Raw genomic sequence first — 12,848 nt, forward strand, 5'->3', positions numbered from 1 at the left:
TTACTGGGATTCAACAGATGCGACAGATCGACGGCACGAAATGTCGCATCCGTTTGCCAGGTGGAAACGGATGCGACATCCCCGGCCCCTCAGGGCTGTTCAGTCAGCCCAGGAACCGGCTCAGAGCACGCCCTGGGCGACCATGGCGTTGGCGACCTTGACGAAGCCGGCGGCGTTGGCGCCGAGCATGAGGTCGCCTTCGTGGCCGTACTCCTTCGCGGCGGCGAGGGAATCAGCGACGATGGTCTCCATGATGGACTTGAGCTTGGCGTCGACCTCCTCGAAGGTCCAGCTCAGGCGGTAGCTGTTCTGGCTCATCTCCAGGCCGGAGACGGCCACGCCGCCGGCGTTCGCGGCCTTGGCCGGGCCGTACAGCAGGCCGTTCTTCTGGTAGACGGCGATGGCCTCCGGGGTGGAGGGCATGTTCGCGCCCTCGCACACCACGGTGCAGCCGTTCTTCACCAGCGCCTCGGCCGAGGCCTCGTCGATCTCGTTCTGCGTGGCGCACGGCAGGGCGATGTCGCACGGCACGGTCCACACGCCCGCGCAGCCCTCGTGGTACTCGGCGCCCGGCACGCGCTCGGCGTACTCCTTGATGCGGCCGCGGTGGCCGAGCTTGATGTCCTTGACCACGTCGAGCTGGATGCCGTTCGGGTCGTAGACGTAGCCGTTGGAGTCGGAGGCAGTGACCACCTTGGCGCCCAGGGCCTGGGCCTTCTCGGTGGCGAAGATCGCCACGTTACCGGAGCCGGAGATGACCACGGTCTTGCCTTCGAAGGAGTCGCCCCTGAGCACGCGCATCGCCTCGGCCGTGTAGTAGCACAGGCCGTAGCCGGTGGCCTCGGTGCGGGCCAGCGAGCCGCCGAACTCCAGGCCCTTGCCGGTGAGCACGCCGGAGTATTCGTCGCGGATGCGCTTGTACTGGCCGAACAGGTAACCGATCTCGCGGGCGCCCACGTTGATGTCGCCGGCCGGCACATCGGTGAACTGGCCGATGTGGCGGCACAGTTCGGTCATGAAGGCCTGGCAGAAGCGCATGACCTCGGCGTCGGAGCGGCCCTTCGGGTCGAAGTCGGAGCCGCCCTTGCCGCCACCCATCGGCAGCGTGGTCAGGCTGTTCTTGAGGATCTGCTCGAAGCCGAGGAACTTGATCACGCCCTCGTTGACGGACGGGTGGAAGCGCAGACCGCCCTTGTACGGGCCAATCGCGGAGTTGAACTGCACGCGGTAGCCGCGGTTCACCTGCACCTTGCCTTCGTCGTCGGTCCAGGCCACGCGGAACTTGACCACACGCTCCGGCTCGACCAGACGCTCCAGCACGCCCACCTTCTCGTACTCCGGGTGCTTCTCCACCACCGGCTGGAGGCTTTCCAGGACCTCCTGCACGGCCTGCAGGAACTCGGGCTGGTCTCCATCGCGCCGCTCGACCTGCGCATAGACGCGCTTGACATACTCGTTCGTGAGCATGGTGTAACTCCCCTTTGGGTTAGTGTGTCAATACAACGGTTCCGATTGTAGGCACACCCCCGAAGTGGGCCCACAGGCCGTCCACAGATTGTCCGCGGACCGCGCCGGTCGCCTGTGGGCGAAGCAGGTTACGGGGGCGTAGGTTGGGTCCCTATGCTGGAGGAAGACGGCCGCGCACCCCAGCGCGGCCGGAATCGTTCGGATGAGCAGGATAACGATGACGACCAGCAGGAAGACCAAGCCCACCCCGGAGCCGATGCGGCGCATGAGCCGCCGGCGGACCGGCCGCGGCCCCGCCCGCCGACCGACGACCACGGTGGCGAAGCTGCGCGCCGGGCACGAGGCCGGTCTGCGCGCGCAGGCCAGGCGCGCCAAGGCACGCCTGCTGGCCGCGAAGCCGAAGCTGCGCGGTGTGCTGCACCTGGTCACGTTCCCGCTGTGCATCGCCGCATCGGTGGTGCTCATCGTGCTCGCGCGCGGAGCGCTGATGAAGACGGCCGTGAGCGTGTTCGCGGCGACCGCGATCCTGCTCTTCGGCAACAGCGCGCTGCTGCACATCGGCCACGGACGCTGGCCGATGGCCGTGGAACGGGTGCTGCGGCAGATCGACTACTCGAACATCTTCCTCATCATCGCCGGCACGAACACCCCGTTCCTCATGGCCTTCGACCCACGCATCCGATGGCCGTACCTGGCCGTGGTGTGGGCGGCGGCCATCGCAGGCACGGTCTGCCATGTCATCTGGCCGGACGGCAAGGACGTGCTGTTCACCGTGATCTACATCGTGCTGGGGCTGGCGCCCGTCGTCCTGCTGCCGTTCATGTGGACCAACCCGTTCATCGGACCGGCGGGCACCGTGCTCATCGCCTCGGGCGGCGCCTGCTACATCGCGGGCGCGGTCTGCTTCGCCCGGCGCAGCCCGAACCCGGTGCCCGGCTGGTTCGGCTATCACGAGCTCTTCCACCTCGGCACCGTGGCGGGCTACGCCTGCCACGTCGTGGCGATGTTCCTCACCGTCTGCGCGATGCGGTGAGCCCAGGTCCGGGAAACACCGCGCGGGTTCCATGCGATTCCGCCGGCCCATCGGTCCGACGGCGGGTCGCCTATCTCGTCTTCCCGGACGGCAAGATGTACGAAAATCTTGCCGTCCGGGAAGACAAGGATGGCGCGCCCGCGCCCCCGCGCCCGGACCCCGCGCCTACGCGAACTGCGAGTTGTACAGCCTGGCGTAGGCGCCGTCGGCGGCGAGCAGCTCGCGGTGCGTGCCCTGCTCGATGATTGTGCCGTGGTCCATGACCAGGATGAGGTCGGCGTCCACGATCGTCGAGAGGCGGTGTGCGATCACGAAGCTGGTGCGCCCGTGCATGAGCGTGTCCATAGCCTTGCCGATCTCCTGCTCGGTGGCGGTGTCCACCGAGCTGGTGGCCTCGTCGAGGATCAGGATGCGCGGGTCGCATAGGATCACGCGGGCGATGGTGAGCAGCTGGCGCTGGCCCTGGCTGATGTTCTCCGCGTCGTTCGACAGGCGCGTGTCATAGCCGTCGGGCAGCGTGCGCACGAAGTAGTCGACACGCGCCATCTTCGCAGCGGCCACGATCTCCTCGCGCGTGGCGTCCGGCCGGCCGTAGGCGATGTTCTCGGCGATGGTGCCGTCGAACAGCCACGCGTCCTGCAATACCATGCCGAAGCAGCTGCGCAGCTCGGTGCGGTTCATGCGCCGCGTGTCCACGCCGTCGAGGCGGATGTGCCCGCCGTCGATCTCGTAGAAGCGCATGAGCAGGTTGATGAGCGTGGTCTTGCCGGCGCCGGTCGCGCCGACGATGGCCGTGCGGTGGCCGGGCTCGGCGGTGAAGCTCACGTCCTTCATGAGCGGGCGGTCCGGGTCATAGCCGAAGCGCACGTGCTCGAAGTCCACGCGGCCCCGGACCGGCTCGGCCACGGCCTCGGCCGGGTCGGGCTCGGGCTCGATCTCCTCCTCGTCCAGGATGTCGAACACGCGTTCCACGGAGGCGAGCGCCGACTGCAACGAGTTGATCGTGAACGACATCTGCGTCAGCGGCTCGCTCGCCTGGTTGATGTACTGGAAGAAGGCCTGGAACACGCCCACCGTGAGCTGGCCGGCCACAAGCATCATGCCCGCCATCACTGCGATGGCGACCTGCGAGAGGCGCACGATCAGGCGGATGGCCGGGCTGATCGCGTTGGTCATGAAGTCGGCGCGGCGCATCGTGTCCGCCACCTTCTGCGTGGCCTCGTGAATGCGCGCCGAGCTGGCGCCCTCCTGGTTGAAGGAGCGGATGATCGCGCGCCCGGAGTACGCCTCCTCCACATGCCCGGTGAGCTCGCCGACCGCGCTCTGGCGTTCGGCGGCCAGCACGAGCGTCTTGGCGGCCACGACGCGCGTGACGAAGCCGGAGCCGACCGCGAACACGAGGAACACGAGCGCCAACCACACGTTGATCGTGACCATCATGATCACGGCGCCGGTCACCTGCCCGATGGCGGTGAGCAGGCGCAGCAGGCCGGTCTGCATGACCTCGCTCATCTTGTCGAGGTCGTTGGTCACGCGGCTGATGATGCGGCCCGGCTGGTGCGCGTCGAAGTACCGGAGCGGCAGCCGGGTGAGCTTCTCCCCCACCTGGTTGCGCAGCACCAGGTTGATGCGTTCGGCGAAGCCGGCCATCACGAAGGTCTGCAGCGAGTAGAAGCCCCACTGCAGCGTGTACAGCACGAACAGTCCCACGATCTGGATGCCGCCGTCGCTCCAGGTGATGCGGAAGGTCTCGCCGCCGTGCCAGGCGGCCTGTACCTTGTCCCAGATCAGGTCGATGAGGTATGCGGTGTACATCGGACCGGCGAGCGTGGCCGCCACGTAGAACACGATGCCGACGCACACGGTGAAGATGCGCCAGTGCTGCGCTTTGGCCACGTCCCACAGCCGCCGCACGGTGGCCCAGAGGTTGCGTGGGACCTCGAGTTCCTCCTCGTAGGGGTCCGTGGAGGGCTGGGAGGCGCTGCTGGCCGCGGCGCGACCGCCCTCAGCCGCGGCTTCGCCGTGCCAGCTCCCGCCAGCGGGAGCCTTGGTCTTCTCGTTCTCGGTCATTTCACCACCTCGTCCGTTCCGTCCGTTCCGTCCGTTCCGTCCGCGTCGTCCGCGCGCATCTGCGAGCGCGCGATCTCCTGGTACGTGGCGCAGGTCCGCATGAGCTCGTCGTGCGTGCCGCGGCCCTGCACCTTGCCGTCGGCCAGCACGATGATCTGGTCGGCGTGCACGATCGTGCTCACGCGCTGCGCGATGATGAGCACGGCCGCGTCCGTGATCTCCGTGGCGAGCGCCTTGCGCAGCTTCGCGTCGGTGGCGAAGTCGAGCGCGGAGAACGAATCGTCGAAGATGTACAGGTCGGCCTTCTTGACCAGCGCCCGCGCGATGGCGAGGCGCTGCCGCTGGCCGCCGGAGAAGTTCGTGCCGCCCTGCGCCACCCGCGAGTCCAGCCCGTCGGGCAACTCCCGGACGAACGACCCCTGGGCCACGTCGAGCGCATGCCAGAGCTCCTCGTCGGTGGCGTCGGGGTCGCCGTAGCGCAGGTTCTCGGCGATGGTGCCGGAGAACAGCCACGCCTTCTGCGGCACATACGCGATGTGGTCACGCAGCTCGGCCTGCGTCATCGTCGTCACATTGCGGCCCTCCAGCAGCACCCGGCCGTCGGTCGCGTCGATGAGACGCAGCATAAGGCGGGCGATCGTCGACTTGCCCGACCCGGTGGGCCCGATGATCGCCGTGGTCTGGCCACGGCGGCAGGAGAACGTGAGGTCCTGCAGCGTGTCCTCGGCGGCATCGGAGAAACGGAAGGTCATGTGGTTGAAGCAGGCGACCTTCGGATGGGCCGCGTCGAGCGCAGCCCTCGCCTCGCCCTGGGCGAGGTAGCTCGGCTGCTTCTGCCAGGCGAGCGCGGCGTTGCGGCCCTCGGTCGCGTCGGGGCCCTCCGGGTCCGCGATCGACGGCTTCAGGTCGATGACCTCCTTGGCGCGGCCCAGGCAGATGAAGGCGCGCGGCACCATGAACATCACGAAGCCGGCCATCATGATGTAGAAGAGGATGAGGATCGAGTACTCGATGAGGGCGGTGATGTCGCCGATCTGCATGGCGTGCATGCCCACGCGGTCGCCGCCCACCCACATCACCGCGACGATGATGATGTTGATGAAGAAGAACGAGAAGCTGTCGAGCCCGGCGAACAGCAGGTTCACCCTGATGGCGCTGCCGGCGTAGTCGGAGAACGCGGTGTCGAGGCGCTTGCGCTCGTGGCGTTCGCGGCCGAAGGCGCGGATCGGGCGCACGCCGGTGATGTTCTCGCGCAGCACCACGTTCATGCGGTCGATGAAGCGCTGCAGCTTGTCGAAGATCGGCGCGGCCTTGACCACCACGACCACGGTGATCGCCACGACGATGAGCACGGTGACCAGCAGCAGCCAGCCCATGGTCACGTCGAGCATGAACGAGAGCGAGATGCCCATCACACACATGATCGGCACGGGCACGAGCATCTGGAAGCTCATCATCACGGCCTGCTGGATCACGTTGACGTCGTTGAGGGTGCGGGTGATCATCGAGCCGGTGCCGAAGCGATTGAAGTCGCCGTCGGAGAAGCGCAGCGTCGAATCGTAGATCGCGTTGCGCATGTCACGGCCGACGTTGGCGCACAGCTTGGCGCACAGGTAGCTGCCGACCAGCGCACCGACGCCGGAGACCACGGTGACGGCGAGCATGAGCATGCCGGTGGGCAGAATGTGCTCGGTGCCGCCTTCGGCGCCGACGTTGATCATCTCGGCGAGGATCGTGGGCACGAACAGCGCGCCGGCCACGTCGAGCAGCAGCGCGAACAGCGTCGCCGCCGCCAGACCGGCGTAGGGTTTGAGGAATCTCAGCAGCAATCTCATGCGGGCGTCACTCCTTCCTTCGTCTCCGCATTCGTCGGGGCTGTGTCGGGATCCGGCCGGCGCGCCTCAGGCGCCGCACAGGCCGCGTTCGTCGGCGAGCGTGCCGAGCAGGCTGGTGTAGCCGTCGAGCCGGTCGAGGAGCTCCTCCGCTCCCTCGGCGCCCAGTCCCGCCAGCGCCGCCTGCTCGGCCTGCGCCACGGGCAGCAGGTGCCGCCGCGCGAACCCGAGGCCTTCGTCGGTCAGTTCGATGACCTTGTCGCGCCGGCTGCCCTCGGCGAGCCGGACCTGGACCAGGCCGCGCCGGACGAGCTGCTGCAGCGCGGAGGCTACCGTCTGCTTGCTGTACTGCCAGGTCTGCGAGATCTCCTTCTGCGGCAGGGGTTCCTCGGCCCCGTACAGCGCGTACATGGTCCAGAACGCGCAGTCGGAGAGCCCGCTGGTCCGGGCCATCTCGTGGTAGACCCGGTCCAGTTCCCGCAGCGTCCGGTTGAACCGTTCCAGCAGGGCAAAGCCGTTGTCCGTCATCGCCTGGTTCCTTTCCGCCGCCCGGGCCGCGCCATGCGGGCGCCTGTGCGCCGATGGTCGACCGTTGGTCCGATTACAGACAATTGGCCACTCTAGTCCGAACTCGGACAATCGCAAGCGCGTGTGTCGCCCGTCCCCGCCCAGCCCCCTCATACGGCAAACCGTACGCTTACGCGCCGCAAGAGTACGGTTCGCCGCATGAGGACCGTAAAACTACGGCAAACCGTACGCTGAGACGCACTCAGAGTACGGTTTGCCGTATGAGGGGCCCAGGACAGCCCGCCCGGAGCCCGCCGGAAGAAACAGGACAGCCCGCTGGGAGAAAAAACAGGCGGCCCGTAGGACCCGAAGGTCCCGCGGGCCGCCTGTGCGGACTGTCCTGGGAAAAGCTTGGTTTATGCGCAGCGGCGGTGGATCAGTCGTCGCCGAGGGTGACGTGGATGCCGCCGACCAGCGCGGAGACCGCGTTGTACAGGGCGGCGCCGATGGCCGCGATGAGCGTGAAAAGCACCACCTCGACGATCGAGAAGATCGTCACGGCGCTGAGCACCGTGCTGATGCTGAACACGTTGTCCAGGTTGAAGCCGCCGGCGTCGAGGCCGGTGGAGGCGACAATCGAGGTGATCTGGTTGAACACGCCGACCACGTCGAGCAGCAGCCACACCAGGGCCACGGCCACGATCTGGATGATGCCCAGCGCGATGGAGAGCATGAAGGAGACCTTGGCCACCGACCACGGGTTGATATGGGTCAGCGACAGGCTCATGCGGCGGGCGCGCGGGGTGCCGCGGCGCTTGGTCGCCTTGCGCACCGGCTGGGACTCCGGGGCGGAGGACACGGAGCGGGCCACGCGCGGTCCGTGCTCCTGCCCGCCGTTGGCGCCGGACCGGCCGGCCAACGGGTCGACGACCGGGGCCTGCTCTTCGAGGTTGTCGCTCATGTTCGTGTCTCCTTGCTGTTGCAATCCCTAGGCGAGACTACCAATCTTCGCCGACGTTCAGGCCTGCCCGTCGCCGGCCTGGGCCTGGCCCTCGGCCGGCCCCTGCGGAACGCCGGTCTCGTCGGCCGCACCGGTCTCGCCGGCCTGCTCCTCGGCGTCCTCCTCGTCCTTCTCCGCGTTGAGCGCGATGGACAGGATCGAGTCGCCCTTGTCCGGCTTGGCCAGGATCACGCCTTGGGTGTTGCGCCCGGTGCGCTTGATCTCGTCCACGTCGGAGCGGATCACCTTGCCGGACTTCATGATGGCCATCACCTGGTCGCCGTCGCCGACGACCAGCGCGCCCACCAGCGAGCCGCGCCCCTCGGCCAGCTGCACGGCCTTGACGCCCAGGCCGTTGCGGCCCTGGCGGCGGTATTCGCCGATCGCGGTGCGCTTGGCGAAGCCCTCGTCGGTGACCACGAGCAGGTCCTTGTCGGTGTCGCCCCAGACCACGTCCATCGCCAGCAGCTCGTCGCCCGGGCGGAACCGCATGCCCTGCACGCCGGCGGTCTGGCGGCCCATCGGGCGCAGCTGGTCGTCGTCGGCCTTGAACTTCAGGCTCATGCCCTGGCGGGAGACGAGGATGATGTCGTCCTCCGGATTGCACAGCGCGGCGCCGATGAGCTCGTCCGCGCCCTCGCCGGTCCCCTCGTCGCCGCCCATCAGGCGCACGGCGATCAGGCCGCCCTGGCGCGGGGAGTCGTACTCGGCCAGCGCGGTCTTCTTGACCTTGCCGGAGCGGGTGGCGAGCACCAGGTACTTCGCCACGTCGTAGTTCGGGATCGACAGCACGGTCTGGATCGTCTCGTCCGGCGCGAACTGCAGCAGGTTGGCCACATGCTGGCCCTTGGAGTCGCGCGAGCCCTCGGGCAGCTCGTAGGCCTTGATCCGGTACACGCGGCCCTTGTTCGTGAAGAACAGCAGCCAGTTGTGCGTGGAGGTGAGGAAGAAGTGGTCCACCACGTCGTCCTCGCGCAGGCGGGTGCCCTTGATACCCTTGCCGCCGCGGTGCTGCGCGCGGTACTCGTCCGCCTTGGTGCGCTTGATGAAGCCGGAGTGGGTGACGGTGACGACCACGTTCTCCTCGGGGATGAGGTCCTCCACGTTCATCTCGCCGGAGAACGGCAGAATCTTGGTGCGCCGGTCGTCGCCGTAGCGCTCCACGATCTCGTCGAGCTCGTCGCCCACGATGCGGCGCTGACGCTCCGGCTTGGCCAGGATGTCGGCGTAGTCGGCGATGCGGCGCATGAGCTCCTCGTGCTCGTCGAGGATCTTCTGGCGTTCCAGGGCGGCCAGGCGGCGCAGCTGCATGGCCAGGATCGCGTCGGCCTGCGTCTGGTCCACGTCGAGCAGCTCCATAAGGCCGGTGCGGGCGGCGTCGGCGTCCGGGGAGCGGCGGATCAGGGCCACGACCTCGTCGATCATGTCGAGCGCCTTGAGGTAGCCCTGCAGGATGTGGTCGCGCTCCTCGGCCTCGCGCTTGAGGTACGCGGTGCGGCGGGCGATCACGTCGAGCTGGTGGTTCACCCAGTGGCGGATGAAGGCGTCGAGGCTCAGCGTGCGCGGCACGCCGTCGACCAGCGCCAGCATGTTCGCGCCGAAGGTCTGCTGCAGCGCGGAATGCTTGTACAGGTTGTTGAGCACCACCTTCGGCACCGCGTCGCGCTTGAGCACGAGCACCAGGCGCTGGCCGGTGCGGCCGGAGGTCTCGTCGCGCATGTCGGCGATGCCCTGGATCTTGCCGTCGCGCACGGCCTCGCGGATCGAGACGACCAGACGGTCGGGGTTGACCTGGTAGGGCAGCTCGGTGACCACCAGGCACATGCGGCCCTTGATCTCCTCGGTGTTGACCACGGCGCGCATGGTGATCAGGCCGCGGCCGGTGCGGTAGGCCTGCTCGATGCCCTTGTGCCCCAGGATCGTGGCGCCGGTCGGGAAGTCGGGGCCCTTGATGCGGGCGATGAGCGCGTCGAGCAGCTCCTCGTTGGTCGCGTCCGGGTGGTCGAGCGCCCAGTGCACGCCGTCGGCCACCTCGCGCATGTTGTGCGGCGGGATGTTCGTGGCCATGCCCACGGCGATGCCCGAGGAGCCGTTGCACAGCAGGTTCGGGAAGCGCGAGGGCAGCACGGTGGGTTCCTGCGTCTTGCCGTCGTAGTTGGGCACGAAGTCGACGGTGTCCTTGTCGATGTCGCGCACCATCTCCATGCTCAGCGGCGCCATGCGGCACTCGGTGTAACGCATGGCGGCGGCCGGGTCGTCGCCCGGGGAGCCGAAGTTGCCCTGGCCGTCCACGAGCATGTAGCGCATCGACCAGCTCTGGGCCATGCGCACCAGGGTGTCGTAGATCGCGGAGTCGCCGTGCGGGTGGTACTTGCCCATGACGTCGCCGACCACGCGCGAGCACTTGTTGTAGCCGCGGTCCGGCCGGTAGCCGCCGTCGTACATCGCGTAGATCACGCGGCGGTGCACCGGCTTCATGCCGTCGCGCACGTCCGGCAGGGCGCGGTCCACGATCACGCTCATCGCGTAGGCGAGGTAGCTCTCCCGCATCTCCTTCTGCAGGTCGGTGCGCTGGATGCGCTCACCGGTCATCAGGCCGTAGTCGGTGTTGTCGGCTTCCTGCGGGCTCAGCGGTTCCATCGAGCCGTCCGGGACGAACTGGTCGCCCATGCCGCTGCTGTTCGTTTCGTCTGCCACTGTTGTGTTCTCCTACTGTAAAACTCAGGCGTCGATCCAGTTGACGTTGCGGGCGTTGCGCTGGATGAACAGGCGGCGGGGCTCCACCTCGTCGCCCATGAGCATCGAGAAGGTCTCGTCGGCGGCGGCCGCGTCCTCGATCGTCACCTGCTTGAGGATGCGGCGCTCGGGGTCCATCGTCGTCTCCCACAGCTCCTGGTAGCTCATCTCGCCCAGGCCCTTGTAGCGCTGGATGCCCTCGCCCTTGGGCAGCTGGCGGCCCTTGGCCTTGCCCTCGGCGAGCACGCGGTCGCGCTCGGCGTCGGTGTACACGAAGTCGTGCGGTCCCTTGGTCCACTTGAGCCGGTACAGCGGCGGCATGGCCACGTACACGTAGCCGGCGTCGATCATCGGGCGCATGTAGCGGAAGAACAGCGTCAGGTTGAGCGTGGCAATGTGCGCGCCGTCCACATCGGCGTCGGCCATGATGATGACCTTGTGGTAGCGCACCTTCGACAGGTCGAAGTCGTCGCCGTAGCCGCCGCCCACCGCGGTGATGAGCGACTCGATGGTGTCCGACTTCATCATGCGGTCGATGCTGGCGCGCTCGGTGTTGAGGATCTTGCCCCTCAGCGGCAGGATCGCCTGCGTGATCGGGTTGCGCCCCTGGATGGCGGAGCCGCCTGCGGAGTCGCCCTCCACGATGAACAGCTCGCATTCCTCCGGATTGCTCGACTGGCAGTCCTTGAGCTTGTCCGGCATGCCGGCGGACTCGAAGATCGACTTGCGGCGCGTGTTCTCGCGGGCCTTCTTGGCGGCGATGCGCGCGCGGGAGGCCTCGATGGCCTTCTGGATGATGTTCTTCGCCTCGGTGGGGTGGGCGTCCAGCCAGTCGCCGAGCTTCTCGGTCATCACGCGCTGCACGAAGGTCTTGGCCTCGGAGTTGCCGAGCTTGGTCTTGGTCTGGCCCTCGAACTGCGGGGTGGTGAGCTTGACGGACACCACGGCGGTCAGGCCCTCGCGCACGTCGTCGCCGGAGAGGTTCTCGTCCTTCTCCTTGAGGATGTTCTTCTCGCGCGCGTAGCGGTTGACCAGCGTGGTCAGCGCGGCGCGGAAGCCCTCCTCGTGCGTGCCGCCCTCGGTGGTGGCGATGGTGTTCGCGAAGGTGTGCACCGACTCGGAGTAGGCGGTGGTCCACTGCATCGCCACCTCGGCGGAGATGCCGATCTTGACGTCCTCGGCGTCGAAGTCGATGACCTCGGCCTCCACCGGCGTGGCCTTGCGGGACTTGACCAGGTAGTCGACGTAGTCCTTGATGCCGTTGGCGTACTGGTAGGTGACGGTGCGGTGCTTCGGCCCGCCCTCGGCGCCGGTCCCGTCCCCGGCGGCGCCGGCCACCTCGTCGCCGGCGTCGTCCACCTCGCGCAGGTCCGTCAGCGTGATCTTGAGGCCCTTGTTGAGGAAGGCCATCTGCTGGAAGCGGGCGCGCAGCGTCTCGAAGTCGTAGACGGTGGTCTCGAAGATCTTCGGGTCCGCCCAGAACGTCACGGTGGTGCCGGTGGACTCGCCCTCGGCCATCGGCTGGCCCTGGGCCAGGCGGGCGGTGGGACGCTGGTCGAGGTAGGTCTGCGTCCAGTGGAAGCCCTGGCGGCGCACCTCGATGTCCACGCGGGTGGACAGCGCGTTGACCACGGAGATGCCCACGCCGTGCAGGCCGCCGGAGACCGCGTAGCCGCCGCCGCCGAACTTGCCGCCGGCGTGCAGCTTGGTCATCACGGTCTCCACGCCGGAGATGCCCTCGCCGGGCACCTCGTCCACGGGGATGCCGCGGCCGTCGTCGGTCACGGAGATGCCGTTGTCCGGCAGGATCGTCACCTCGATGTGGGAGGCGTAGCCGGCCAGTGCCTCGTCCACGGAGTTGTCCACGATCTCGTACACCAGATGGTGCAGGCCCCTCGGCCCGGTCGAGCCGATGTACATGCCCGGGCGGATGCGCACCGCCTCGAGGCCCTCCAACACCTTGAGGTCGGAGGCGTCGTAGTGCTCGGGGGTCATCGTCGAGTCGAGCTCGCCGGACTGGAGTTCACTGGTTTCGATGCGTTCGGCCGCCGCCTTGAGCTGCTCTTCCTTGCTGAGCTCCTGATCCTGCTCTGCCACAGGTGGTCCTTCCTACCCCTCGCGCGCGGGGTGCTCGCGGTCCCATCACGCCCCAGAACGTCCGCAAACGGCCCTCAGAGCGCTTTGACCATACTGCCCGTGATTC

The 12,848-nt window shown here is 67.8% G+C and carries 8 protein-coding genes; 1 reads left to right on the forward strand and 7 read right to left on the reverse strand.

Annotated features, from left to right (window positions below; all coding sequences use genetic code 11):
- Nucleotides 1–120: 120 nt before the first annotated feature.
- On the reverse strand, nt 121–1,467 hold the full coding sequence (gene gdhA / locus H7U32_RS04275) for an NADP-specific glutamate dehydrogenase (protein ID WP_204468377.1): 1,347 nt from the start codon (nt 1,465–1,467) through the stop codon (nt 121–123).
- Between the two features lie 217 nt (nt 1,468–1,684).
- Here gdhA and trhA point away from each other — a divergent pair, with 217 nt between their 5' ends.
- Nucleotides 1,685–2,500, forward strand: coding sequence for a PAQR family membrane homeostasis protein TrhA (gene trhA, locus H7U32_RS04280; RefSeq protein ID WP_239457496.1), 816 nt, complete (start codon nt 1,685–1,687; stop codon nt 2,498–2,500).
- Nucleotides 2,501–2,665: 165 nt separating this feature from the next.
- Here trhA and H7U32_RS04285 read toward each other — a convergent pair whose 3' ends face one another.
- The 6 genes from H7U32_RS04285 to gyrB form a co-directional block, all read right to left on the reverse strand.
- Complete coding sequence (locus H7U32_RS04285; protein WP_204468380.1) at nt 2,666–4,570, reverse strand: ABC transporter ATP-binding protein; 1,905 nt, start codon at nt 4,568–4,570, stop codon at nt 2,666–2,668.
- Nucleotides 4,567–6,405 (reverse strand): ABC transporter ATP-binding protein, encoded by a 1,839-nt coding sequence (locus tag H7U32_RS04290; protein WP_204468382.1) that lies wholly within the window; start codon nt 6,403–6,405, stop codon nt 4,567–4,569. Before H7U32_RS04290 ends, H7U32_RS04285 begins: the two co-directional genes overlap by 4 nt.
- A 66-nt stretch (nt 6,406–6,471) precedes the next feature.
- The gene (locus H7U32_RS04295; protein WP_204468383.1) at nt 6,472–6,930 is read right to left on the reverse strand and encodes a MarR family winged helix-turn-helix transcriptional regulator; all 459 of its coding nucleotides are present in this window, start codon (nt 6,928–6,930) and stop codon (nt 6,472–6,474) included.
- 415 nt (nt 6,931–7,345) lie between these two features.
- Complete coding sequence (locus H7U32_RS04300; RefSeq protein ID WP_204468385.1) at nt 7,346–7,870, reverse strand: DUF3566 domain-containing protein; 525 nt, start codon at nt 7,868–7,870, stop codon at nt 7,346–7,348.
- A gap of 57 nt (nt 7,871–7,927) precedes the next feature.
- Nucleotides 7,928–10,579 carry a DNA gyrase subunit A gene (gene gyrA, locus H7U32_RS04305; protein WP_239457503.1) on the reverse strand — a complete coding sequence of 884 codons (2,652 nt, stop codon included), beginning with the start codon at nt 10,577–10,579 and terminating at the stop codon, nt 7,928–7,930.
- A 51-nt stretch (nt 10,580–10,630) separates the two neighbouring features.
- Nucleotides 10,631–12,682 (reverse strand): DNA topoisomerase (ATP-hydrolyzing) subunit B, encoded by a 2,052-nt coding sequence (gene gyrB, locus H7U32_RS04310; protein WP_440201434.1) that lies wholly within the window; start codon nt 12,680–12,682, stop codon nt 10,631–10,633.
- Nucleotides 12,683–12,848: the final 166 nt, after the last annotated feature.

Source organism: Bifidobacterium pullorum subsp. saeculare (genome assembly GCF_016899725.1).
In the GTDB taxonomy this organism is placed as follows: Bacteria; Actinomycetota; Actinomycetes; order Actinomycetales; family Bifidobacteriaceae; genus Bifidobacterium; species Bifidobacterium pullorum_C.